This window comes from Lysinibacillus sp. FSL K6-0057 (assembly GCF_038630885.1).
GTDB classification, from domain to species: Bacteria; Bacillota; Bacilli; order Bacillales_A; family Planococcaceae; genus Lysinibacillus; species Lysinibacillus fusiformis_F.
Map to the genome: position 1 here is coordinate 2,120,165 of NZ_CP152047.1, position 23,750 is coordinate 2,143,914.

The window sequence follows — 23,750 nt, forward strand, 5'->3', positions numbered from 1 at the left end:
CAGTTCGATTGCGAGTGTTGTGAAAGCGTCATAATGGGCTTCTATGTTGTTTGCCCTTTTCCAATAGCGAGTTATAATTATATTAACGACACAGTGTCGATAATACAACTAGTTGTTAACGTGTTCACGAATTGTTCATTTATATAGAAGGAAGGAAGTTTTATAATGGGTCGTTTAAATGGGAAAGTAGCAATTATTACAGGAGCAGCAATGGGAATGGGTGCTTCGGAAGCAAAACTATTTGCACAAGAAGGAGCAAAGGTGATTGCAACAGATGTACAAATCGAGCCATTGAATAATTTAGTAAAAGAAATTAAAGAAAATGGTGGAGACATTATTGGTCTTCAACATAATGTTACTTCTGAGGATGAGTGGAAAGCGGTGATTGCGGAGGCTGTAAAGGCATATGGCAAAGTGGATATTCTCGTCAACAATGCAGGTGTTTCATCACCAAAAACGATTGCCAACATGGAAATGACTGAATGGAATAAAATCATGGACATTAACCTGAATGGCTGTATCATTGGTATGAAATATGTGATTCCTGAAATGCAAAAAGCTGGCGGCGGTTCAATTATCAATATTTCTTCGATCGGTGGGATCGTGGGAATGGCTGGTACAAGCCCTTATACAGCAGCAAAAGGTGCGCTTCGTGTCCTTTCTAAATCGGCTGCGATTGAATATGGTAAAGATAAAATTCGCGTGAATTCTGTTCACCCAGGCATTATCGTAACACCAATGACAGCGCCTACGATGGAAGAGGGCGGCGCATTGCCATACTATCAAGCTTACACGCAACTACCGTACTTCGGTGAACCTGAAGATGTAGCATATGGCGTAGCTTTCCTCGCATCAGACGAATCTCGCTTCATGACAGGCGCAGAGCTTGTAATCGATGGCGGCTGGACAGCCATTTAATCGAATAGCAACAACAAAACTAGGCTTCACTCGATGTGAGCCTAGTTTTTTATATGGATGAGGGTGAATACCCGCGAATCGAGTGAAGATACACGCGGTAGAGAGGCGAATACCCGCGATTGACCGTTAAATCCTCGATAACGAGCGAGAAACCTCATAAATAAAAGAAAAATCCCTGCTGAAGGAATCCTTGATACATACAAAATAGCACAGACATAGTGGATATTTGTGCATATCATAAATGGAGTAAGCGTTTTCTTCATTATATAGAAGAAAGTCAAAAACAGAAAATTTCACGATTATGTGAACGTCACGAAAAAAAATTCACAAAAACCTTAACTATTTCATGTGAAATCCGTATAATAAATCAAACAGTACGAAAATTGTCCATATTTCTCGATAAATTGCGTGAATTTTTTAAATTGTATTGACGTAGGAAACGATAATTTGTACACTGTGTACAGTCAATTGTTTTGTGGAGGAATACAATTAATTTGAAAAAGTTAGGATTTGATAGATATGATCGTGTGTAAATTTGGTGGAACATCTGTAGCAAGTGCAGAACAAATACAAAAAGTAGCAAACATTGTAAAATCTAATCCGGCACGTAAGATTGTTGCCGTTTCAGCACCAGGGAAACGTTCTGGTGACGATATAAAAGTAACAGACCTATTAATACAATTAGCAAATGCAGCGTTACAACAAGAGAATACAGAGGAAAAATTGCAAACTGTTGTGGATCGTTTTAGAGCGATTGCAGATGGTTTGGGGCTTGATGATGCCATTTGTGACGTGATCGCAGAAGATTTACGTGAACGTGTACAAGGTGACAAAACAAATGTGGAATTATTCATCGATAGTATTAAAGCAGCAGGTGAAGATAATAACGCCAAGCTTATTGCCGCTTACTTTAATGCCATTGGTATGCCCGCACGCTATGTCAGTCCTAAAGAAGGTTTAGTGGTCAATGATTTACCAGAAAGAACCTTTGCATTACCTGAAGCGTATGCTAATTTAGCCCCTTTAAAAGACACAAAAGAAATTATTGTGTTCCCAGGGTTCTTCGGTTACACTAAAGCGGGCGTATTGCGAACATTTGACCGCGGTGGCTCTGATATTACAGGCTCCATTTTAGCAGCAGCCGTTGAAGCGGAGCTTTATGAAAACTTTACGGATGTGGATTGTGTGTTCTCCGCGAATCCGAAGGTTGTCAATGATCCAGTGGAAATTAAAGAAATTACGTATCGCGAAATGCGCGAATTATCATATGCAGGCTTTTCAGTGTTCCATGATGAAGCGTTAATGCCTGTCTACAAGATTGGGGTGCCCGTTAACATAAAAAATACAAATAATCCAACAGCCCCAGGTACACGTATTGTACCAAGCCGTCCTGCAACAGGTCGTCCAGTTACAGGTATTTCGGCAGACAGTGGCTTTTCAACTTTATATGTCTCTAAATATTTGATGAATCGTGAGGTAGGCTTTGGACGTAAGCTCCTCCAAATTTTAGAAGATGAGAATATTTCTTATGAACACACACCATCTGGTTTAGACGATATTTCTGTCATCATGCGTTCGAATCAACTAACACCAGAAAATGAAGCACGTATTATTAGTCGTGTGAAAGAAGAGCTACATGCAGAGTATGTAGAAATGCGTCACGGTTTTTCTATGATCGTGATTGTGGGCGAAGGCATGCGTCATAACACAGGATTAGCTGCCCGTGCTGCCACAGCGATTTCAAAAACTGGCGCAAACATTGAAATGATCAATCAAGGTTCTTCTGAAGTGAGCCTCGTGTTTGGGGTCCTTCAGGATTATGAAAACCGCATTTTACAAGCGTTATATGAAGAGTTTTTTGCCCATGCAAAAGCATAATGACACAAACATCACTAATCCAAGTGTTTCTTGCTTGGATTAGTGTTTTCTTTTTGCTGAGAATACGGTAAAATCGAGGGCGTACATAGTTGGGAGGGTTTTTCGTGAAGAATTTAACAATTGGTATGCTTTTTTCAATTATCGGGATACTTTTTGTCTGTTTAACGATTATGGATATTTTACCATCATCGACAAAAACAATGAAAATTGTTTACATAGGCATTGGATGGGTCTTTATTATTATCGGCTCCGTGATCCGCTTTAAGAATCTCAAACAAAAACAGCAATAACACTTTGAAAATGGAATTGTGACAATAGCCAAAGTTATGATACAATTTCAAAGAAAATAAATAATTTGAGTATTATGAAGTTGTTATTCTGTACAAATGTTCAGAAGGTTCAAATTTTAATAAAGAATCGACAGTACAAATTCTTCTTTGTAAGAATTTGTTTTTTTATGTTCCGTGACAACTTTATCGCGAGGAGGCGATTGATTGCCTATACTTACTAAGGATTGCATTCATATTTTTGACGATTATGTTGCCCTTCAAACGGCTTCACCCATGAAGGTTGTATCCTCAGCCATGCATAACCCAGGCTTTGGTCATTATACGCATCTCATGAATCGAACGGTGCCCATTACCTATGATGAACGACAACCACATCAGGAATTACAGCGATTTTTGCAGGCACAGCACTTTCCACATGACAATACAGTGGCCATGATGACGGCTGTCCAAGCCAAGTTTGCGACCATTCGTGACTTTACATATGAGGGAATCCACCTTGTCATTATGATTACCGCAGGGCTTGGTAATGCGGTGGATATTACTCGTGCTTTTCATCGGGAGGAGCAGTACCATGCAGGCACCATCAATACATGGGTGCTGATCAATGGCAAGCTGTCTGATGAAGCACTATTTCAGGCGATGATTTCAACAACGGAAGCTAAGGTGAAGGCGTTAGTGGATGAAGGTATTACAGACCCAACGACAGGCACGCAAGCTACAGGTACATCTACCGATAGCTTGCTCATTGCCTCGACAGAAGAAGGGGACTACCATCAATATGCAGGCCCCATCACCATGCTTGGCAAGGTCATTGGCTATGGCGTTTATGAAACGATGTGTGAGGCGGTTAGAAAATATAAAAAAGATAAAGAGGAGCGGTCTAAATGATAGCTATCGTGATTGCCTGTATCATAGGGCTTATTTTTGATTTAGTAGTAGGGGACCCTCCGAAGCTTCCTCACCCTGTACGCTGGATTGGACACTTGATTCAATCGCAAACAGCTTTATGGAATAAGGGCAAATGGCGCAAACTACGCGGAACAGTGATGGCACTTGCTGTTGTTGGCACAACCATGTTTGTGGTGACACTGATTTTACTGCTAAGCTATCAGGTGAGTATTATTTTTGGCATCCTAGTAGAAGGGCTTCTGATTGGCATTGGACTCGCACAGCGTAGCTTGAAGGAGGCGGCGATGGCTGTCTATGAGCCCCTTGTCAAAGGCGATTTTTCCGAAGCCCGTGTTAAGCTGTCATGGATTGTCGGACGTGATACAGACAAACTGGGTGAGGACGAAATTGTGCGTGGCGTGGTAGAAACGGTTTCTGAGAATACAAGTGATGGGGTGACAGCTCCACTCTTTTATGCCTTTTTATTTGGAGCCATTGGTTTATGGGGCTATAAGGCTGTTAATACATTGGATTCGATGGTTGGCTATAAAAATGAGCAATACAAAGACTTTGGTATGTTTTCAGCCAAGCTGGATGATGTACTGAATTTTATTCCAAGTCGTATCACAGGCTTACTGATCGTGCTTGGTACGAAAAATGAAACAGATCGTTCGCTTGGCAAGCGTTTAAAGCGTTGGGCACAGGACGCGAAGAAGCATCCAAGTCCAAACAGTGGCTATTTAGAGGCAGCGACGGCTGTGCAGCTTGGTGTACAGCTAGGTGGAAAAAATATGTATCAGGGCGTTGTCTCTCATCGAGCGATTATGGGCGAAAAATTAGTTCCATTAACGAAGGAGCATATTGCAACGTCCATTATTCATATGCGTATTGCCACAATCCTCTTCACGCTTGTCATGCTAGCAGTGGAGGTGTTAATTTATGCAGTTACCTAATCACGGAGCAAATCCGCACAATGTTTATCAGCAATTAGGCTTAACGATGCCTGAGGTGGTGTATGATTTCAGCGAAAATGTCAATGCGGCAGGGCCACCATCAATTGTGGAGGCACGTTGGCGCACATTTTATCCGCTGATTCAACGCTATCCCGATCCAGATGGGGAGCCTTTTTTAACGAAGGTCGCTGCTTTTCATCAAGTAGCGAAGAATACGATTTTACTAGGCAATGGGGCTTCCGAGCTTTTTAGTGTGCTAGCAAGACGCTATGCCAATAAGCGTGTCATTATTGTGCATCCGACTTTTTCAGAATATGAGCGAACATTGTGTGCTGCAGGTGCTACTATCGTTCCCATTGTCGTGACGGATTTTATCGATTACACATTGCCATTAGAGCAGCTAAAACAGGAAATGGTGAAGGCAGATGCTGTTTATCTTTGTACACCTAATAATCCGACTGGTGTCCTGCCGAAAAAGGAAGATTTACTTGCCTTAATAGCACACGGCGCAGCTGTTCACTGTGAGCTTGTTATCGATGAAGCCTTTATGGATTGGGTAGATGAGGCGCATTCGCTGATTCAGTTTAGTGCACAAAACCCACATGTTATTGTCGTTCGTTCGATGACTAAAATGTATGCGATTCCAGGTTTACGACTTGGCTATTTGGTCGCACATGCTTCTATAGTGAGCGCCTTAAAGGACATGCTGCCACATTGGAATTTAAATGCCTTTGCCCTTGTCATTGGGGCAAGCTGTTTAGATGAACAGCGCTATTGTCAGCAAGCAATTAGCTATGCGACAGCGCAAAGAGAATGGCTACATCGTTATTTACAAGAAAACGGCTGCCAAGTAACCAACAGTGTCACGAATTATGTGTGCTTCTCATTACCAAAAACACAGCAAGCGGACGCCTTTTTCACCTACTGCTTAGCACAGGGTGTTGTCCTGCGTCATACGAAAAATTTTCAAGGTTTACAGGGTGCATGGTTCCGTATTGGTATAAAAGATATGGCGGCCATGACTTCTTTACATAATTGTCTACAAGCTTGGTTTAATGCAAATAAGGGGAGAGAAAAGTGACAACTTTTTATCTAGTAAGACATGGGGAAACACAATGGAATCAAGAGCATCGACTACAGGGATGGCTGGACTCTCCATTAACGGAAAATGGTAGAGCAGCGGCTGAAAAACTTCACAAGCAACTGCAACAGATTCCTTTTACCGCTGCTTATTGTAGTTCAAGTGGTCGTGCAAGAGAGACGATGGACATTTTGACGACTGAGCGCAAGCTGCCTATTGCCTATGAAGATGATTTACGTGAGATCTATTTAGGGAAATGGCAGGGGCAGACAATCGAGGACATACTGGCGACACATAAGCTTGACTATGAGCTATATACGAACTACCCTGCGCAGTTTGTGGCAAGCCATACAGAAAGCTTTGGAGCTGTGACAGAAAGAGCGATGTTTACCTTAAAAAAAATAGCAGCGCAACATCAGGATGAAACAATTCTCATTGTCTCCCACGCCGTAACGATTAAATGCATCATCAACGCTATTTTACAGCGCAGCATCAGTGAGCTGTGGGCGGCTCCGTACATTCATGGAACAAGTGTCACCGTGATTGAACGGCAAGGTCAACAATGGCTTGTGAAGGATATTGGCAATCTACATCATTTACAATAGGAGGTGTCCCACATGCCACTCATTTTTATTACAGGTGGTGTTCGAAGTGGTAAATCCCATTTTGCTGAGCAAACAGCGCTTCAGCATTACGAGGCGCAGTCGAGTACAGCGAAACGCTTGCTCTATTTGGCTTCTGGCATTGCCTTAGATAGTGAAATGGAAAAAAGAATCTTACGTCATCAGGCAGATCGCCAGGTACAGCCTATTCAATGGCTGACAGTGGAGGCTCCCTATGCGATTTCTGAAGTATTTGAGACACTCCAGGATGGAGATGTGGTGCTGTGGGATTGTGTTACAACTTGGCTGACCAATGCTTTTTACGAAGGCTATGACAAGGGGACACCCTGTTTACAGCAGCCTGGTTGTTTAGCTAATAAGCTGCAGGTCGTCAAGCAGGCTATCCAGTCACTACTGAAGAAGGACGTGACTTTTTTTGTTGTATCCAATGAACTGTTTGATGAGCCACCTTATGCTAGTGATGAGGTAGAATTATATCGACGAACGCTCGGACAATTCCACCAATGGTTCGTTGCAATGGCACAGGAGGCCTATGAAATGAACTACGGCATTGTGAAGAGATGGAAATAATCAAGAAGGAAGGCAAGACGATGAAAAATTTTTGGCATAGCCTGCTACTGGCATTTCAATTTTTTACGGTTTTGCCAGTACATAAAGAGCTACCATTAACAAGATCCACCATCACAGGCATGTTCGCTTGCTTACCATGGATAGGCGCTTTGATGGGGACGACGGTGGCAGCCGTGCTCTATAGTCTTATGCAGTGGACAGCAAGCAGTGAAGTCATGCTAGCTTTTATTGTGATAGGGCTATTTGCCTTATGGACAGGTGGTTTGCATTTAGATGGCTTTATTGATATGGGCGATGCTTATTTTTCCTATCGAGACCGAGAGAAACGATTGGAGATTTTAGATGACCCTCGTGTGGGAGCGTTCGGGGTATTGTCTGTAGTGTTTTTATTAATGGGGAAGTTTGTTATTCTACATGAGCTTTTTGTGCAGCAGAAGTTCGCCTTGTGGATGGTGCTATTCGTTCCTTTTTTAACAAGGGTCGGCATGAGCTTTTATTTCATGTCACTCCATTGCTCGAAGGAAAAAGGTCTTGCCTATTTTTTTAAGTCTCATATAAACGTTAATCGATTGAAAGTTATCATGCTGTTATCGCTTGTATTGGCGATGGGGGTTGTTTTCACTTTCACCCAGTTCTCTTTGCTGCCCCTTGTATTAGTTATCGTTTTAGCCATTGCGCTTTTTATTTTTCGACAATTTACGTTGCGTAATTTTGGCGGGGTATCAGGCGATTTACTGGGTGCATCAATTGAAGGGATGGAGGTTGTGCTATGGGTGACATTGTTACTGTGTGCTTAATGCGGCATGCGCCAACAAAAGAGAATCTTGAAAAACGCTATCTTGGGTGGACAGACGCACCATTAGCCGATCCAACGAAGCTTGCTGTGGTAGATACTAATGTCAAAAAGGTATATGGCAGTGATCTACAACGCTGTCGACAAACGGCAGCTCATTATTTTCCCAATGCTAGCTATCAGGCGGAGGCACGCCTTCGGGAGACGAATTTTGGTGCTTTCGAAGGAAAAAACTATGAGGAATTAAAAATGAATACTCAATATCGGGCATGGGTAGATGATCCAAACCACACGCCCCCACCACAGGGCGAGGCATTTGCTGACTTTGTGGCACGTGTTGTGGATGGATTTCACTATCTACCGAAAAATGAGGATAGCTATTATTTAGTGGTTCATGGCGGAGTCATTCGTGCCTTACTTGTTGCGTTCGCGCCAACAGAACAGCCCTTTTGGTCCTATCAGGTGCCACATGACAAACAATTTGTTTTAACATTTACTAAAAAGGCTTGGGAGGAGGGAGCACGATGCATGTCTTTATCGGAGGTGCCTATAACGGCAAAACCGACTATGTGAGGCGCTTGTATGAACAGCAACAGGTGGTCATGATGGATGGCGAACTTCCTGAGGTGGCGCCAGCCTGTGATGTCCTTGTCCTGAAGAACTTAGAAAAATGGCTTGTGACACAAAACTTGGAGGAAGATGAACAAATCGTACAAAAGGTGCTAGTCACATTACAAGAGCTTGAACAGCATTGTACACTCGCACTTATTGTGACGGATATGGGGCGTGGGGTTGTGCCAATGGAAAAACAAGCCCGACAGCTACGAGATACATGTGGTCGTCTATACCAAGCTTTGTTCAAGGAAGCAGAGCAGGTTGTACGGATTTGGTATGGAATGGCTGAGCAATTGAAATAAAGTAGAATTCAACCGAAAAGAGGGAATGGTATGGAACGACAAAAATTAAGGAAATGGATTTTGACGGCCATGGTAGCGGCCATCTGTGCAGTGGGAGCAATGATTAAGGTACCAACATTTATTTCAACGGCTGCCCTAGATTCAGCTCCTGCCTTTTTAGGGGTTGTCTTTCTATCCCCAATCTTAGCAGGGGTCGCTGGATTGATCGGCCATTTTATTACGGCATTAACGTCTGGATTTCCCCTAGGACCTTTACATATTATTATTGCGGTAGAAATGTTGATTGTCGTATGGGTCTTCGGGGTGATGCATACAAAAGGCATGCACTTTTGGAAATGGCCAGTTGCCTTAGTATTAAACGGTATTGTAGCGCCACTACCATTTTATTTTATGATTAGTCCAGCATTTTTCTGGGGTGCTTTAGGGAGTATTTTAATGGCAACGGTGATCAATTTAATCATTGTTGCGGTAGTAATGCCTGTCCTATCAAAGGTTTTTGTGCGCAAGGCAGGTCGCGTACAGTGAGAAATGCGATGAAAGTAGGGGCATTCATTGCGACCATGGATAATGCCGCAGCCATTGGCCAAAAACCACAAGATGTTGTGTCGGCACCAGACCAATTAACAGCCTACATGACAGCCCGTGTAACGTTTTTAGAACAGCTTGCTGCACAGGCACTACCTATTCAAGTTCTACTTGCGAATTTTTCTGGAGATGCCGCATGGTCACGCTATGAAAAAGGCATTCAGCAAGTGTTTGCAGAGGCAGGTCTTACCTGTCCAGCCATTGCAGGGAGTTCGGAATCCAATATGCCCACACTGCAGTCAGGCTTAGCTGTTACGATGCTTGGAGAAATCCAGCAGCGTCGAGCATTTGACCATGAACAGCTTAGCTGGTACACCTATGGCCTGCCGCTTGTTGGCGAAGAAGTGTTGGCACAGCCTGAGGATGTGGCACAGCTGCTGCCGATTTTCCAGGCATGGCAGGCAGAAATTGTTCAGCAAGTATGGCCTGTCGGATCAAAGGGGCTACAAGGAGAATTTGCTCGTCTGTTTGGAGAGCAACGAGTTGAAAGCTCCCTCGATGGTACAAAATCAGCAGGACCCTGTACGGTCATTTTGCTAGGCATCGATCCTGCTCATGAGCAACAGGCGCAAACAATCTTCCTGCGAAACTTTGAGAAACTACACATTTCTGTAAAGTGATAAGGCTTGTTTTGAGCAAATGAGCCTTTCTTGGACCATGGCCAGATAATCCGTAGCAAGGGTTATTTTAAGTCGATAGTATTCTTGCTCTGGGTGTGTGTTGCTCATTAGACGGGTGACTTTGAATCTAAAGTAGCTGGTGGTCGCTTGTCAAAGGAGTGACCCCGCTCTGAAATGTGAGGAAGCTGCTCCTAATGAGGGAAGACCCGCTCTAAAATGTGAGGGAGCCGCTCATAAGGAGAGTGACCCCGCTCTAAAGTGAGAGGAGGCCGCTCCTAAGAAGAGAAAACCCGCTCTGAAATGAGAGGAAGTCGCTCCAAAGTGAGAGGAAGCCGCTCCTAAGAAGAGTGACCCCGCTCTAAAGTGGGAGGAAGCCGCTCCTAAGGAGGGAGAGCCCGCTAGTAAGTGTGGGGAAGCTGCTTCTAAGGAGAGCCCGCTCCAAAGTGAGAGGAAGCTGCTCCTAAGAAGGGAAAACCCGCTCTAAAGTGAGAGGAAGTCGCTCCTAAGGAGAGTGACCCCGCTCCAAAGTGAATGGAAGCCGCTCCTAAGAAGGGAAACCCCGCTCCAAAATGTGAGAAAGCCGCTCCTAAGAAAGGAAAACCCGCTCCAAAATGTGAGAACCCCGCTCAATAAAAGAGTCACCACCCTCCAAAAGCCGCTTATAAATTAGATCTTTCCTCCTCACGAATCTCCCCCCAACACAATCCAACCAATCCAGTCCAAAATATTACGAGACCCGAAAAATTATTTGCCAAATGGGAATGATTTTCAGTTATAATGAGGAACGAATGGGATTTAAATAGAACGGAGACGAATGTATGCAGGAAGTTAAACAGTTAGGGCAGTATTTGGGGCCTTATAAATTTTTCACTTTGATTGCACCGCTTTTGATGGTGCTGGAGGTGACGATGGATTTAATTCAGCCGACCATTATGCAACATATGATTGATACGGGGATTGCCAATGGGGATAATCGATATGTATTGAATATGTTTGTGTGGATGCTTGGCAGTGCAGTGCTCGGACTGATCGGTGGGGTTGGTTGCTCGTATTATAGCTCGAAGGCAGCGATTCATTTTGCGTCGGATGTTCGGCAGGCTCTATATGAGAAGATGATGACGTACTCGGCTAAGGAGCGAGATGCGTTTACCACTGGGAAGCTGATTACGATTTTAACGAGTGATGTGGAAAGTATTCAGCGTGCCTTTATGATGACGCTGCGTATTTTTGTGCGTGGGCCGTTGCTCTTTATTGGCGCAGTGATTATTGTGTTTGTCACAGCACGTGAGCTTTTTTCTATACTTCTGATTATCGTGCCCTTATTGATTATTGCGATGTATTTTTTCACGAAGTATTCGGGCGTCCTATATCGTCGTGTTCAGGAGGCCATTGATGCCGTCAATACGAAGCTACAGGAAAATTTGGCGGGTATTCGTGTCGTCAAAGCCTTTCGTCGTGAGACACAGCAGGTGGCACAGTTTGGCGAATTAAATGAGGCGCTGACGAAACGTTTCATTACAGCTGAGCAAATTGTCGGCGTGCTTGTGCCCTTTACGATGTTTGTTGTCAATCTAGGGATTGTAGCGGCGCTTTGGCTAGGAGCTATTAAGGTAGAGGCGGGGACGTTGCAAGTTGGTGTCATTCTTGCGTTTATCAACTACTTAACGATTATTTTAAATGGACTGATGTCCTCTAGTATGGTGCTGATGCAAATTGCGCGTGCCTTGCCTTCGGGAGAACGCATTGTGGACGTGTTAAATAAAGACATTGCTGTCATGGAAGCGGAACAGGCGCTGACAGATCCAATAAAAGGAGCCATTGACTTTGATCAGGTGAGCTATCGTTACTATGAGACAGCTGAGGATGTTCTCAAAAAGATTTCATTTTCTGTGAAGCCAGGGCAAACGGTTGGCATTATTGGGAAAACAGGTAGTGGTAAATCGACGCTTGTGAAGTTATTACCTCGCTTATTTGATCCTACTGGTGGCGAAATCCGTATAGACGGCAAACCGCTACAATCGTATGCGCTTGCAACCTTACGTGCGCATATTGGTTTTACCTCACAAAAAGCGTTATTGTTCTCTGGACCGATTGAAAAAAATATTCGACTCGGCAAGGATGATGCGACAGCCGAGGACATACAGCAGGCATTAGAGGCGGCATGTGCCAGTGAATTTGTGGAGCGGCTTGATAAGGGCTTAGCGCATGAATTGTCACAGGGTGCAACGAATCTATCTGGTGGGCAAAAACAGCGCCTTGCTTTAAGTCGTGCATTTATTCGAAAGCCTGCCATTTTAGTGCTGGATGATACAACGTCAGCGCTCGATAGTGCATCGGAACAACATGTGCAGCAGGCCATTGCCACACATTATCAAGACACAACGACCTTCATCGTAGCGTCGAAAATTGCCTCTATTCAGCAGGCAGATGTCATTTTGGTACTAGAGGATGGCGACATTGTTGGGCAAGGAACCCATCAGCAGCTTCTACAATCAAATGCGCATTACCAAGCAATTTACGCGTCACAGCAAAAGGCTGGTGAACAAGGATGAGTCAAAGTCAACCAAAGCAAATGAATTTTGGACGTGGACCGCGTATGGGAGGACCAGCTGAGAAGGCGAAAAATCAAAGGGAGACATTGTCACGTGTATGGCATTATGTCAAGCAGCAAAAAGTAGGGCTGTTTTTCTCTATCTTTTTTGTCATCGCTTCAACCTTTTTAAGCCTTGCTGGGCCCTATATGATTGGGCATATTATTGATGATTATATTATGAAAAAGGATATCGACGGAACGATTCGTTTAGGCATCCTGTTGGCCGTTATTTTTACGGTAGCCTCTATACTGACTTGGCTGCAAACCTATGTCATGATTCATGTGGCAATGAAAACCATTCGGACATTGCGTCTCGAATTATTTCAAAAGCTTCAAACGCTGACATTACGCTTCTTTGATCAGCGTGCACTTGGGGATTTAATGAGTCGTGTGACCAATGATATCGATAATTTAAATACCGCACTCGCACAAAGTGTTACGCAAATTGTGTCGTCTATTTTAACTGTCGTTGGTGTCAGCATCGCGATGTTTACACTAAGCTGGCAATTAGCGATCGTGACATTGATTATTATTCCGCTGATCGTTTTCACAACCAAGCAAATCATTCAACGCAGCAGTAAAAATTATGCAGCACGACAACGAGATCTTGGGAAGCTGAACGGCTATATTGAGGAAATGATTACAGGAGCGGAGGTACTTACGCTTTTTGGCAAGGAGCAGCAAACGATTGATACGTTCCATCAGCAAAACGAAAATCTACGAAACTCCGCCCAACGAGCAGAAATTACCTCTGGCTTACTAGGACCGATTAATAACTTTATGAATAACTTAGGCCTTGCTGTCGTCATCGGAACGGGTGCTCTTTTAGCAGTAAAGAGTATTGTTACGGTTGGGATTATTGCCGCCTTTGTGACCTATACACGGCAATTTTTCCGTCCGCTTAATCAGCTATCCAATCTATTAAACACCTTCCAATCTGCTATTGCTGGGGCAGAGCGTGTTTTTGAAATACTAGATGAGCCTTCAGAGGTGGCAGATCAACCGGATGCCATCAAGGTGGCAACGCTCAAAGGGGATGTTGTTTTCAAGCAAGTATCATTTAGCTATGAGCCAAACAAGCCTGTGTTAAAGAACATTGACTTCCATGCCAAGGCAGGAGAGACCATTGCTCTTGTTGGCCCAACAGGCTCAGGCAAAACGACGATTATCAATTTACTAACACGTTTTTATGACGTCGATCAAGGTGAAATTTTGATTGATGGGCATCATATCGAACATTATCAAATGGCGACGATTCGTCAAAGAGTTGGCGTGGTATTACAGGACACGTATTTGTTCTCTGGTACGATTCGTGAAAATATTCGCTTTGGGAAGCTAGATGCGACAGATGAAGAGGTCGTGGAAGCGGCAAAAATTGCGAATGCGCATCATTTTATTAAATATTTACCAGCTCAATACGATTCTCTTGTGCAGGCAGGAGGAGCCAATTTAAGTCAGGGACAGCGACAGCTTATTGCGATTGCCCGTGCCATTTTAGAGAATGCTGATATTTTAATTTTGGATGAAGCGACATCGAGTGTGGATACGCAAACAGAGGTCGATATTCAAAAGGGCTTACAGCATTTAATGCAGGGACGCACAAGCTTTGTTATTGCCCATCGTCTGAAAACAATCGAGAATGCCGATCAAATTCTCGTGATTCAGCAGGGAGAAATTGTTGAGCAGGGTAATCATCAAGAGCTGATGCAGCAACAGGGCATTTATCGTCATCTTCAACAAAAACTATTGTTAGAGCAGGTCGAATAGGGAATAATAAAGGTACATCTTCCAGAAGGCGAGGGATTGACATGTATGAATTAAAGACCAAAGAAACCGATGTAAGTGTCATTGAATTTATTGAAAGTGTAGACCATCCAAAAAAGCGAGAAGACGCCTACCGATTATTGGACATTTTTACAGAGGTCTCAGGCCATGAAGCCAAAATGTGGGGACCAAGCATTATCGGCTTTGGTAAATATCATTACAAATATCAAACAGGCCATGAAGGTGATGCACCACTTGTTGGCTACTCCCCTCGCAAAGCGAAAATTAGCTTATATTTTGCCCCAGGTGATGAGCGGGAACAGCTATTACAGCAATTTGGCAAGCACACAACAGGGAAAGCCTGCGTTTATATTAACAAGCTGGATGATGTGGATGAAGACATCTTAAAAGCCCTTATACAACAAACGATCGATTTTGTACAAAAAACCTATCCAGATGCTTAAATTCAAGAAAGCTGCCTATTAGTAGGTAGCTTTTTTGTATGAAATTTATCTATTTTCTCCAAAAATTTAGTAGAAATTTATTTTTACCGTGTATCCTTGCAAGTATTAATAGAAAAGGAGATACGTATGAAAAAGCAATTGAAGAAAATGGTTGTCTACATGGGGGCATTCATCGTGCTTGGAATGGTGATAGTTTGTATCTACCACTATAGTTTAGTACAGAAGGAGTCAGCTATTTTACAACCTAACGGCACATTAAACAATGTAGATGGTCATAACATCCATGTTTATCAGGAGGGGACTGGCGATGATACATATGTCTTTATGGCAGGCTCAGGCATTGCAGCACCTGTATATGAGTTAAAAGGGCTGTATCGTAAGTTTTCACAGCATCATCAAATTGCAGTAGTCGATCGAGCTGGCTATGGCTATAGCGACGTAGCCCATGATGATAGAGGTATCGATACCATTTTAGCGCAAACACGACAGGCACTTCTGCAAAGTGGGCTTGAGCCACCCTATGTCCTCGTGCCACATTCCATTTCAGGGCTAGAGGCGATTTACTGGGCACAAAAATACCCCGATGAAGTAAAGGGCATCATTGCGCTGGACATTGGCTTACCTAGTCAATATGTAAAGCATAAAATGGGGACGGTCGATCGTTGGATGGTGAGGGGAATGCATCTCGCTACGAAGCTGGGCGTACATCGACTTATGCCATCTCAGGTCTATAATCCACAAGTATTGAACATGTCTTTTTTAACGGCACAGGAGAAGGCAATCTATCAGGCGTTGTCCTTTAAGCAATTTTTTAATGAGGCTATGCAAAATGAGCTGTTACAGGTCTATGAAAATAGTTTACAATCAGAACAGCTTCCAAAGCCGCAAGCCACCCCTATCTTACTGATTGATGCCATTGCGGAAGACAATAAACATTCGAAATATACGAGGCAAAATCGGCAGGATTATGCAGATTTTGCGAAGCAATTCACCTATGCACAGGTGAAAGAGGTCAGCGGCACACATAGTATATATCTTTATCAGCCCGAGGAAATCTATCAACTAGCGCTGGCATTTATGAAAACAGAAAGGTCGATCAGATGAAGGGATTTAGGATTTTAATTGTAGAAGACGATCACATGATTGGTGATTTGCTCCAAAAAATAGTGCAGCGAGAGGGTTATGAAGCGATCTGGAAAACGGATGGCAAAGATATGATGGCACTGATTCAGCAGGTGGATTTAGTCATTATGGATATTATGCTGCCAGGAGAGGATGGCTATCAATTAAGCAAAAACATTAAACGATTAGGCTTAAATATTCCGATTATTTTTTTATCGGCACGTAATGATATTGACAGTAAGCTAGAAGGGTTGATGGTCGGAGAGGATTATCTGACAAAGCCATTTGATCCGCGAGAGCTGTTGCTAAGGATGCAAAAAATGCTGGCACAACAATATGGTACATTTACGCAAATTCAGCATTTATTTATTGATGGGGAGCGCCGTCAAGTGTTTCATCAAAGTATCCATAATGAAATTGCCCTGACAGCGATCGAGCGAAAAATTTTCTTTTATTTATTCGACAATCGAGACAGAGTGTTAACAAAGGATCATTTCTTCGATTATCTTTGGCCGCTCGATGAACGCAATCATAATATTTTGAATGTCCATATTAAAAAAATTCGAACAAAGCTACAGGACCCAGCAGGCAATATTGTGCAAAATATTTATGGAGAAGGGTATCGTTTGAATACCTATACTAGAAAATGACCTTAAAAACCAAATACCGCACTTTATTATTTGTAGCGATTGTGAGTGTGCCCATTGTGCTATTAGGCATTAGTGTGGCCATGTCAATTTTGTATGACAAGGCCTTTAAAATGAAAAATGACGGCATTCCGTTTCATGAGTCCTATGCCTATCCTGTGATGCTGATTGCGTTTGTGCTAGCGTTAGGAATGCTCGCATGGCTATTTTCCACATCGATTCATTCGTTACTATCCAAAATTACACTACTTAATAAAACAATACGAGAACTAGCAAGTAATGAGCGAATACCTGACACGTTAACGATAAAAAGTGAGGATGAAATTGGACAGCTTAGCCAATCTGTCAATCTTTTAATTGAGCGTACAACTTACCGAGAATTAGAGCTTGCCCAGCAGCAGGAGCTTCAAAAAGAGCTGCTACAAAAGTTGCGACATGACATTCATACGCCGTTAACGGCTATCCGTTTGCAGCTGTTTTATCTAGAGGATCAGCTACAGGGGCAGCCCAAATTGGTGGAATCCTTACATGCACAAATTCAATATATCACGAATTTAACTAATGCATTTCAGTTACAGTCCTTTGATACGGGTGAACAGTCCTATGTCATGCAGGAGGAGGTTCAACTTGTCCCATTGTTACAAATGATGATAAAGAAGTGGCAGTATCTATATCGCATGCAGAATATTACGCTGCATTTTCAGCACGATGATTTACAAGCAACTTGGCTTAGCAATGAATTGTGGCTACAGCGTTTATTCGATAATGTCTTTCAAAATACATTAAAGCATGCCCAAGCATCCAAGCTAGAGGTGACGATTAAGGACGGGCAAGTTGTCATGTGTGATGATGGTATTGGCTTTACGACTGAAGATGAGCATGGCGGACTTGGGCTTAAAATCATTCAGGATATTGCTAAAACATTGAATATCGAAGCTTCCTTACAATCAAACAAAAATGGCACGATCTTCTACTTTACACGCCAATAAAAAACAACGGCAGCCTTTGCCGTTGTTTTTTATTTTACACTGATTTTCTTTGCTGTAGTAAGAACAGGGCCAGTCCTAGTAAAATGACCACAATACCGATCCCCTGTTGAACGGAAATCATCTCATCTAAAATAAAATAAGCTAATATACAGGTGCCGATCGTTTCGCCTAAAATACTCATGGAAATCACGGTAGTACTTAACCATTTCAATAGCCAATTAAAAATGGTTTGCCCGAAAATCGTCGCAATGACAGCCAGCCCTACAAGGGACCACCATGTGGAGGCTGAATAATCGAAAAATGATTCTTTCATCAAGAGGGCATAAACGGCTAAAAAGATCGAGCTACTGCCATAGCCGATAATGGAATAGGGAATGAGTGATAAATCCTTGCGTACAGATTGCCCGATAAAAAAGTAGGCTGTAATAATCCCTGCCGCAATAAAGGCAAGAATATCACCATAAAGGGCTTGTCCACTGATCTGGAAATCTTGCCAGCCAATGATGAAGCAGCCGATAATCGCTACGAAACAGCCCAAAATTGCACCTTTTGAAAACCGTTCTTTAAATAAGAAATAGCTGCCTACTAAAGAGAATAGTGGCTGTAGTGTCACAATGACGGTTGAACTAGCCACGGATGTGTAGTTTAATGATTCAAACCATAAAACATAATGACAGGACAAAAATAAGCCTGATAAAATGCCAAGTCCCCACTGCTTTTTCGAGAGGCTAGCAAGCTCCTGACGCAAGCCCTTCTGTGCTAATAAAAACGGTAGGAGCACCAGCATCGCAAAAAATAGTCGATAAAAGGCTGTAATCGCTGGTGGTGCATCAGCGAGCTTAACAAAAATAGCTGAGGTGGATAACGCAAATACTGCAAAAAATAACGAGATGTAATAAAACATGATGTACTCCTATACTTTTACAAGATTAATAATGACAAACCTATTATAGAGCAGTCGACATGAATAATATAGGGTTTTTAGAATATTAGCACAAAACATCATCCTGCAACTAATTCTGTTCAAGCAAGGATTCAATGACCTGCCTTAATTGCAGGATGAAGGGCTGCTTGCTATCATCTTTTTTATGAATAAAAACCGTTTCAATAATATGATGGAGGTTGTCTAATTCATAAAAATAAAGGTCAGGGCAAGGATAGAGTGCTAGTAATTTCGTATTTAATACAGCCAATGTATGCTCAATTTCAAGAAAATCGAGAATACTACTAACCGATTTAATTTCTTTCATCGTAAAAGGAACCTGCTTCTGAGTAAGCCATTGTGCTAATGCATGGGTATACATGCAGCCCTTACTTAACACAAGCAATGTGACTGGTGTCCGTTGTTCAAAGTCAATGATATGAGCAGAGCTTGAGATGACTTCGAATGTTTCAGTGGCGATGACATCATAGTGTAAATCGCTATAATGCTTGATTGGATTACTGGTTAATGCACAATCTATTTCCGCCAGATGGACTTTATGATTTAAGGACGTACTCGATTCTACAGTGAAATCTACATCAATCGGACTTTGACTGGCTTGTAGCGCGTTCATGATGGATGGACCATAGATTTTAATGGTTGTATGAGATGTACCAACATGAATGTGCGTTTGCGTCGGGCCGATGTTATGTAAAAAATCCTCATAATTTTGAGCAACTTTCTTTAAAAATTGTAAATAATGATCACCTACCTCTGTCAGCTTTAAGCCTTGAGGCGTTCGTTTAAAGACCTCCTGCCCAATTTCACGCTCCATTTTTTTCACCTTTGCTGTTAAGGCAGATTGTGTGTAATTGGTGATTTCAGCCGATTTACTCAAGTTTTGCCTTTCAAGAAGCTCCATTTTTAAGGCAATTTCTTCAATGTTCATGTTGTTCCTCACACACCTATAGAATTTTTTGATAGCGGCTATCATTTTCCTCCATTTTACGTACGCTAGCTGTCCACGTAAACTCTAGGTAACGAAAAGGTATACTGCAAAGCGGTATAAACCTGATGGAGGGTTATTATGCATACATATTATCGATGGGTCATTTTACTTGTGGCTACACTTTCGCAGACAGCCGCAACCTTTGTGACCTACGGGATGGGGCCAGTTGCCTCTTTTTATCAAATGGAATGGCACTTAACGTCCTTCCAAACAGGACTGATTGTTTCAGCCGTCAATATTGGACCGATTTTCTCCATGCTGCTATTCGGCTATCTCATGGATAAAAAGGGAGAGAAGCAGATTATTGGATGGGGTTCAATTATTCTGGGCATGTCAGCTTTATTGCTCATTCCTGTGAATCATTATACGACATTGCTACTCGTATTAATAGTTGTGGGGATATGGTATGGCAGTGCGCAAACGGGTGGCAGTACAGCTATAGTGAAATGGTTTCCTGACAAGCATCGAGGACTTGCTATTGGGATTCGCCAGACAGGGATTCCAATTGGCGGTGCATTGGCTTCAACTGTGCTGACTTATTTGTATCAACATCATCATCTTTCCTCTGTCCATTTAACACAGGGCTTGATGGCGATTGGTGGGGGACTATTATTTTTATTGCTGTACAAAGAACCAAAACAGCATGTAAGCGCTGCGGTAGCTCCCATTCCTTTTAAAGAGAAGCTGCGTGCAATTCGGCACAATCGAGCGCTCTATCCTTTATTTTTTGTTGGCATGGTCATGATGTCCCTACAAATGATTATCATTGCTCACTTTATGAGCTATTTACATCAAGAGGGTGGTTATTCATTAACGGAGGCGGGGCGCTATTTAAGTCTGATTTTACTTGGTGGGATGCTTGGGAGGATTGTGCTTGCTTGGATGAGTGATCACTATTTTGCTCAAAGGCGAGAGCCATTATTAGTGTTCGTCATGGTCGCTACATTTCTGATGATTGGCTGTCTGCCCTTTGTCATACATAGCCAGGGCTTGATGATTATTTTTTGCGGTGTGTTTGGTTTTTTAGCACTTGGCTGGTACTCCTTATATATCACTTGTGTCACCGAGCAATCGGATTCTCAAGCTGTTGGGCTGACTGTTAGTGCAGCGTTAACGATTAATCAGTTCTTTATTGTCTTGGCACCAACAGTTTATGGCTTATTGGTTGCTGTTTTTTCCAGTTATCAGCTCGCTTTGGATCTCATCGCTGTCATGGTATTACTCGGGGCTTTTCACTTATATCGAACAGCCCAAAGTAGTCTAACTCCTGAAAGTTCGGTAAAATAAGGGAAAAGAGGAAATGGAGGTTGCTGCGAATGACCAGTTCGATTTGGATTGATACAGAAATTGATAAAGTATGGCAAGCGATTACGGAGGAGCAATCCCTCTCCCAATGGTACGCACCAGGCTCCACATGGGACATTCCCATACTAGCTGTTGGGGAAAAGATGACATCTACCTTAATGCCGAATGCGCATAATCAGCTATCTGAAAAACTGCCGATGCAGCTAACGATTCAGCAAGTGAAGAAAAATGAGGAATTTTCCTTTTATTTAGAAGTTCCTGAAACATTGATCGCTATTACGCTAGCCGAGCAGGGCAATGGCACAACGGTGAGCTTTAATTCGCCAGGCTATGATGCCTCTCTCGCTAATTTAAAGGCTTTGCTGGAGGGGCATGACTAGCCATCTCTACGTCTCAGGTCTTAGATGAATTTCAAGCGTAGGGTCGTATTTTAATTTCCTTACTTCTATATAATGTAATTATTGGTAGATTAAATGGCGGGAGGAAATAATGTTGAAAAAATTAGTTGGTTTAGGTGTCGTGATGGGGACGTCAGCATTGGTGTTATCGGGATGCTTTTCCGTTATGCCAAGCAAGATGCGAGAGGAAGCCATCTTGGTGGAAAAGGATAAAGCGAAAGCATTAGAGGTAGACATTGATTTAGGTGTCGGGGAAATGAATGTATCGAGCGGTGCAAAGGAATGGGTTGAGGGCAATGCAGAATATAATTTAAAAAAGCTAGCCCCACAGGTAGACTATGCTGTACATGGCGATACAGGAGAAGTGGAAATCAAGCATAAAGGCTCCACAAAGCTAGGGCTCTCCAATATTAAAAACACGTGGGCGATTCAACTGAATGACAGCATCCCAATGGATCTGACTGTAGAAACGGGTGCCTCTCTTGCCAACCTCGATTTACAAGGACTTCAGCTGGAAAAACTCGATATTGAAGCAGGTGTTGGTGATTTAACGGTCAATCTAGGCGGCGATTGGAAAAAGAGCTTCACAACGAATATTGAAACAGGCGTCGGTCAAACAACGGTCATTTTACCCTCAAAGGTTGGGGTCAAATTAACGACGGAAAAAGGCATTGGCTCGTCTAATGTCGAAGGTCTTGTGTCTAAAGGCAACGGTGTCTATGTCAACGAAGCCTATGACAAGGCGGATGTCGTGCTAGAGGTCAATTCGGAATTGGGCATCGGAGAAATTACCTTTAAGTTAGATCGATAGAAAATGGAGTAGGCTACTTTCATTGAAGTAGTCTCTTTTTTTGCGTTCAAAAAAATTAATACAAGTGCAACCTTTTACTTGGGTCAATGACTCTAAGTGGGGAAAGGGTGAAAATGAAACACACCTACCATTCAAACCGTCAGCCGACACAATAATCATAATAGGGTGTCAAATACATCCTTTGTATTTGGCGCTTATTTTATGGTAGCTTTAAGAAAGCAATTGTTTTAAAGGAGCGAATAGATTGAAGACCTATACATACAAGCAACCAGCAGCCATCGAGTCAACAGAGACCGTTACTATTTTAAATGAAGCGGGGGAGGTATCGTCCACCGTTCAACGCGTGTATTCCAATGCACTAAAAAAAGCATTCGATAAGACGATGGATTATCGTTATTTCGTTCGATTTGATGCGAATGATCGCAATGGTCAGCCTCTTTTTACGTGTAAAAAAGTATCCCGTCGTGGACGCGTGCATTTTCGTGGTAAGGATTTGGTGACAGGGAAAGACTATATGATTGCCTACGATGGCTGGCAAATCATGATTCCTGATTTAGTCATTACCGATGGCGAACAGCAAATCAAGCTCAACAAAGAAATGGAGGACTGGTCTGTTTTTACTGTGAATGAGCAGCCCATCGCCCGTTGGCAAGCGACTTTCTGTGAGACGCATTTTGACATTACACTGCAAATTGAAGATAGCAGCCCCATTCAGCAGGAAGCCTTTTTTATTGCAATCGGACAGGCTGTGCTGTTTGTTGGGGCTTAAGTTAGAAGGGGGCTTGATGATGTGCTAAATATACTACCAGCAAAAGAAATTTATTTACAGGGAAATGAGCATGCCCTATTGCTTTTACATTCCTTTACAAGTCATACAAGAGATATGAAGAAAGTAGCCACTGCACTACATAGCCAAGGCTATACATGCTATGCGCCATTATATCGTGGACATGGCACTCACCCCGAACAGTTATTACACGATCAGGTAGACGACTGGTGGCAGGATGTAGTGCAGGCCCATCAATTTTTATTGGATGAAGGCTATCAAAAGATTTCAGTCATCGGTCTCTCCATCGGTGGTATTTTCACATTGAAGCTTGCCCAATTAGAGAAGCTGGTGCAAATCATTGTCTTATCGGTACCGTTTGATAAGGAGCCAGAGCAATTAAAACAAAGAATTGTAGACTATGCCTACAATTATAAAACGATAGAGGGCAAATCACCGCTTCAAATCACACAGGAAATGGAGCCATTTAAGAGCATGCCATTAGATGCGATGAACGCATTCCAAACATTTATCCAAGAAACGATGCAGCAGCTTGATAAAATCACCATTCCTATTGCTATCTACTATGGTGAACGCGACGATGCATTGTATACAGAAAGCGCAGAAATGATTTATCAGCATGTTCAATCATCTAAAAAGCGGAAGAAAGGCTTTGAAAATTCTAAGCATCTTATGACATTAGGACGGGATCAAGAGGCTCTCATAAAGGAAATGATGGATTTTCTTCAAATTTAGGGAGAGTTTCATTTATAAAAGGAGTGGGGGTGCTCACTGAAGAGAGAGATTCGCTCCAAAGAGGTGTAGAAGCGCTCATTCAAGAGTG

The 23,750-nt window shown here is 42.7% G+C and carries 26 protein-coding genes; 24 read left to right on the forward strand and 2 right to left on the reverse strand.

The genetic code is table 11. The features are described 5' to 3' along the window. Positions 1-165: 165 nt before the first annotated feature. The 19 genes from MHB40_RS10095 to MHB40_RS10185 all read left to right on the forward strand — a co-directional run bounded on the left by MHB40_RS10095 (position 166) and on the right by MHB40_RS10185 (position 17,695). The gene (locus MHB40_RS10095; RefSeq protein ID WP_342534470.1) at positions 166-918 is read left to right on the forward strand and encodes a glucose 1-dehydrogenase; all 753 of its coding nucleotides are present in this window, start codon (positions 166-168) and stop codon (positions 916-918) included. A gap of 519 nt (positions 919-1,437) precedes the next feature. Then, a complete protein-coding gene (locus tag MHB40_RS10100; protein ID WP_342443371.1) occupies positions 1,438-2,796 on the forward strand; it encodes an aspartate kinase in 1,359 nt (452 codons plus the stop codon). Positions 2,797-2,900: 104 nt separating this feature from the next. Beyond that, a complete protein-coding gene (locus MHB40_RS10105; protein ID WP_016994978.1) occupies positions 2,901-3,086 on the forward strand; it encodes a hypothetical protein in 186 nt (61 codons plus the stop codon). 204 nt (positions 3,087-3,290) lie between these two features. Next, positions 3,291-3,974 carry an adenosylcobinamide amidohydrolase gene (locus MHB40_RS10110; protein WP_342534471.1) on the forward strand — a complete coding sequence of 228 codons (684 nt, stop codon included), beginning with the start codon at positions 3,291-3,293 and terminating at the stop codon, positions 3,972-3,974. Next, positions 3,971-4,927 (forward strand): adenosylcobinamide-phosphate synthase CbiB, encoded by a 957-nt coding sequence (cbiB, locus tag MHB40_RS10115; protein WP_342534472.1) that lies wholly within the window; start codon positions 3,971-3,973, stop codon positions 4,925-4,927. The genes MHB40_RS10110 and cbiB overlap by 4 nt, the downstream gene beginning before the upstream one ends. Then, on the forward strand, positions 4,914-6,008 hold the full coding sequence (locus tag MHB40_RS10120; RefSeq protein WP_342534473.1) for a threonine-phosphate decarboxylase: 1,095 nt from the start codon (positions 4,914-4,916) through the stop codon (positions 6,006-6,008). The genes cbiB and MHB40_RS10120 overlap by 14 nt, the downstream gene beginning before the upstream one ends. Then, complete coding sequence (locus MHB40_RS10125) at positions 6,005-6,613, forward strand: histidine phosphatase family protein (protein ID WP_342534474.1); 609 nt, start codon at positions 6,005-6,007, stop codon at positions 6,611-6,613. The genes MHB40_RS10120 and MHB40_RS10125 overlap by 4 nt, the downstream gene beginning before the upstream one ends. 12 nt (positions 6,614-6,625) lie before the next feature. Beyond that, the gene (locus tag MHB40_RS10130; RefSeq protein WP_342534475.1) at positions 6,626-7,201 is read left to right on the forward strand and encodes a bifunctional adenosylcobinamide kinase/adenosylcobinamide-phosphate guanylyltransferase; all 576 of its coding nucleotides are present in this window, start codon (positions 6,626-6,628) and stop codon (positions 7,199-7,201) included. A gap of 20 nt (positions 7,202-7,221) precedes the next feature. Further along, positions 7,222-7,998, forward strand: a complete 777-nt coding sequence (gene cobS, locus MHB40_RS10135; protein WP_342534476.1) for an adenosylcobinamide-GDP ribazoletransferase — start codon at positions 7,222-7,224, stop codon at positions 7,996-7,998. Then, positions 7,971-8,567, forward strand: a complete 597-nt coding sequence (locus MHB40_RS10140; protein ID WP_342534477.1) for a histidine phosphatase family protein — start codon at positions 7,971-7,973, stop codon at positions 8,565-8,567. The genes cobS and MHB40_RS10140 overlap by 28 nt, the downstream gene beginning before the upstream one ends. Then, a complete protein-coding gene (locus MHB40_RS10145) occupies positions 8,519-8,911 on the forward strand; it encodes a bifunctional adenosylcobinamide kinase/adenosylcobinamide-phosphate guanylyltransferase (RefSeq protein ID WP_342443378.1) in 393 nt (130 codons plus the stop codon). Before MHB40_RS10140 ends, MHB40_RS10145 begins: the two co-directional genes overlap by 49 nt. Before the next feature lie 30 nt (positions 8,912-8,941). After that, positions 8,942-9,436: an ECF transporter S component gene (locus tag MHB40_RS10150; RefSeq protein WP_342534478.1), complete on the forward strand. Its 495-nt coding sequence runs from the start codon at positions 8,942-8,944 to the stop codon at positions 9,434-9,436. Further along, positions 9,433-10,116 carry a hypothetical protein gene (locus MHB40_RS10155; RefSeq protein ID WP_342534479.1) on the forward strand — a complete coding sequence of 228 codons (684 nt, stop codon included), beginning with the start codon at positions 9,433-9,435 and terminating at the stop codon, positions 10,114-10,116. Before MHB40_RS10150 ends, MHB40_RS10155 begins: the two co-directional genes overlap by 4 nt. An 818-nt stretch (positions 10,117-10,934) precedes the next feature. Then, positions 10,935-12,668: an ABC transporter ATP-binding protein gene (locus MHB40_RS10160; RefSeq protein WP_342534480.1), complete on the forward strand. Its 1,734-nt coding sequence runs from the start codon at positions 10,935-10,937 to the stop codon at positions 12,666-12,668. Continuing rightward, entirely contained in the window at positions 12,665-14,476 is a 1,812-nt protein-coding gene (locus tag MHB40_RS10165; protein WP_342534481.1) for an ABC transporter ATP-binding protein, read from the forward strand. Before MHB40_RS10160 ends, MHB40_RS10165 begins: the two co-directional genes overlap by 4 nt. A 41-nt stretch (positions 14,477-14,517) precedes the next feature. After that, complete coding sequence (locus MHB40_RS10170) at positions 14,518-14,937, forward strand: DUF1801 domain-containing protein (protein ID WP_205443032.1); 420 nt, start codon at positions 14,518-14,520, stop codon at positions 14,935-14,937. A gap of 126 nt (positions 14,938-15,063) precedes the next feature. After that, positions 15,064-16,041 carry an alpha/beta hydrolase gene (locus MHB40_RS10175; RefSeq protein WP_342534482.1) on the forward strand — a complete coding sequence of 326 codons (978 nt, stop codon included), beginning with the start codon at positions 15,064-15,066 and terminating at the stop codon, positions 16,039-16,041. After that, positions 16,038-16,709, forward strand: coding sequence for a response regulator transcription factor (locus MHB40_RS10180; protein WP_205443034.1), 672 nt, complete (start codon positions 16,038-16,040; stop codon positions 16,707-16,709). Before MHB40_RS10175 ends, MHB40_RS10180 begins: the two co-directional genes overlap by 4 nt. Then, positions 16,706-17,695 carry a HAMP domain-containing sensor histidine kinase gene (locus MHB40_RS10185; protein ID WP_342534483.1) on the forward strand — a complete coding sequence of 330 codons (990 nt, stop codon included), beginning with the start codon at positions 16,706-16,708 and terminating at the stop codon, positions 17,693-17,695. Before MHB40_RS10180 ends, MHB40_RS10185 begins: the two co-directional genes overlap by 4 nt. Positions 17,696-17,729: 34 nt before the next feature. Here MHB40_RS10185 and MHB40_RS10190 read toward each other — a convergent pair whose 3' ends face one another. Next, positions 17,730-18,599, reverse strand: coding sequence for a DMT family transporter (locus MHB40_RS10190; protein WP_342534484.1), 870 nt, complete (start codon positions 18,597-18,599; stop codon positions 17,730-17,732). Positions 18,600-18,708: 109 nt separating this feature from the next. Further along, the gene (locus MHB40_RS10195) at positions 18,709-19,566 is read right to left on the reverse strand and encodes a LysR family transcriptional regulator (RefSeq protein WP_342534485.1); all 858 of its coding nucleotides are present in this window, start codon (positions 19,564-19,566) and stop codon (positions 18,709-18,711) included. 138 nt (positions 19,567-19,704) lie between these two features. Here MHB40_RS10195 and MHB40_RS10200 point away from each other — a divergent pair, with 138 nt between their 5' ends. The 5 genes from MHB40_RS10200 (at position 19,705) to MHB40_RS10220 (ending at position 23,662) form a co-directional block, all read left to right on the forward strand. Continuing rightward, a complete protein-coding gene (locus tag MHB40_RS10200) occupies positions 19,705-20,913 on the forward strand; it encodes an MFS transporter (RefSeq protein WP_342534486.1) in 1,209 nt (402 codons plus the stop codon). 29 nt (positions 20,914-20,942) lie between these two features. Next, on the forward strand, positions 20,943-21,311 hold the full coding sequence (locus MHB40_RS10205) for an SRPBCC domain-containing protein (protein ID WP_342534487.1): 369 nt from the start codon (positions 20,943-20,945) through the stop codon (positions 21,309-21,311). 109 nt (positions 21,312-21,420) lie between these two features. Next, positions 21,421-22,140, forward strand: coding sequence for a toast rack family protein (locus MHB40_RS10210; protein ID WP_342534488.1), 720 nt, complete (start codon positions 21,421-21,423; stop codon positions 22,138-22,140). A 244-nt stretch (positions 22,141-22,384) separates the two neighbouring features. Continuing rightward, entirely contained in the window at positions 22,385-22,909 is a 525-nt protein-coding gene (locus tag MHB40_RS10215) for a hypothetical protein (protein ID WP_205443043.1), read from the forward strand. A gap of 21 nt (positions 22,910-22,930) precedes the next feature. Beyond that, entirely contained in the window at positions 22,931-23,662 is a 732-nt protein-coding gene (locus tag MHB40_RS10220) for an alpha/beta fold hydrolase (protein ID WP_342534489.1), read from the forward strand. Positions 23,663-23,750: the final 88 nt, after the last annotated feature.

Coding starts and splice junctions, on each gene's coding strand:
- MHB40_RS10095 (WP_342534470.1), top strand. CDS start 166: ATGGGTCGTTTAAATGGGAAAGTAGCAATTATTACAGGAGCAGCAATG.
- MHB40_RS10100 (WP_342443371.1), top strand. CDS start 1,438: ATGATCGTGTGTAAATTTGGTGGAACATCTGTAGCAAGTGCAGAACAA.
- cbiB (WP_342534472.1), top strand. CDS start 3,971: ATGATAGCTATCGTGATTGCCTGTATCATAGGGCTTATTTTTGATTTA.
- MHB40_RS10120 (WP_342534473.1), top strand. CDS start 4,914: ATGCAGTTACCTAATCACGGAGCAAATCCGCACAATGTTTATCAGCAA.
- MHB40_RS10130 (WP_342534475.1), top strand. CDS start 6,626: ATGCCACTCATTTTTATTACAGGTGGTGTTCGAAGTGGTAAATCCCAT.
- cobS (WP_342534476.1), top strand. CDS start 7,222: ATGAAAAATTTTTGGCATAGCCTGCTACTGGCATTTCAATTTTTTACG.
- MHB40_RS10140 (WP_342534477.1), top strand. CDS start 7,971: ATGGGTGACATTGTTACTGTGTGCTTAATGCGGCATGCGCCAACAAAA.
- MHB40_RS10145 (WP_342443378.1), top strand. CDS start 8,519: ATGCATGTCTTTATCGGAGGTGCCTATAACGGCAAAACCGACTATGTG.
- MHB40_RS10150 (WP_342534478.1), top strand. CDS start 8,942: ATGGAACGACAAAAATTAAGGAAATGGATTTTGACGGCCATGGTAGCG.
- MHB40_RS10160 (WP_342534480.1), top strand. CDS start 10,935: ATGCAGGAAGTTAAACAGTTAGGGCAGTATTTGGGGCCTTATAAATTT.
- MHB40_RS10165 (WP_342534481.1), top strand. CDS start 12,665: ATGAGTCAAAGTCAACCAAAGCAAATGAATTTTGGACGTGGACCGCGT.
- MHB40_RS10170 (WP_205443032.1), top strand. CDS start 14,518: ATGTATGAATTAAAGACCAAAGAAACCGATGTAAGTGTCATTGAATTT.
- MHB40_RS10175 (WP_342534482.1), top strand. CDS start 15,064: ATGAAAAAGCAATTGAAGAAAATGGTTGTCTACATGGGGGCATTCATC.
- MHB40_RS10180 (WP_205443034.1), top strand. CDS start 16,038: ATGAAGGGATTTAGGATTTTAATTGTAGAAGACGATCACATGATTGGT.
- MHB40_RS10185 (WP_342534483.1), top strand. CDS start 16,706: ATGACCTTAAAAACCAAATACCGCACTTTATTATTTGTAGCGATTGTG.
- MHB40_RS10190 (WP_342534484.1), bottom strand. CDS start 18,599: ATGTTTTATTACATCTCGTTATTTTTTGCAGTATTTGCGTTATCCACC.
- MHB40_RS10195 (WP_342534485.1), bottom strand. CDS start 19,566: ATGAACATTGAAGAAATTGCCTTAAAAATGGAGCTTCTTGAAAGGCAA.
- MHB40_RS10200 (WP_342534486.1), top strand. CDS start 19,705: ATGCATACATATTATCGATGGGTCATTTTACTTGTGGCTACACTTTCG.
- MHB40_RS10205 (WP_342534487.1), top strand. CDS start 20,943: ATGACCAGTTCGATTTGGATTGATACAGAAATTGATAAAGTATGGCAA.
- MHB40_RS10210 (WP_342534488.1), top strand. CDS start 21,421: ATGTTGAAAAAATTAGTTGGTTTAGGTGTCGTGATGGGGACGTCAGCA.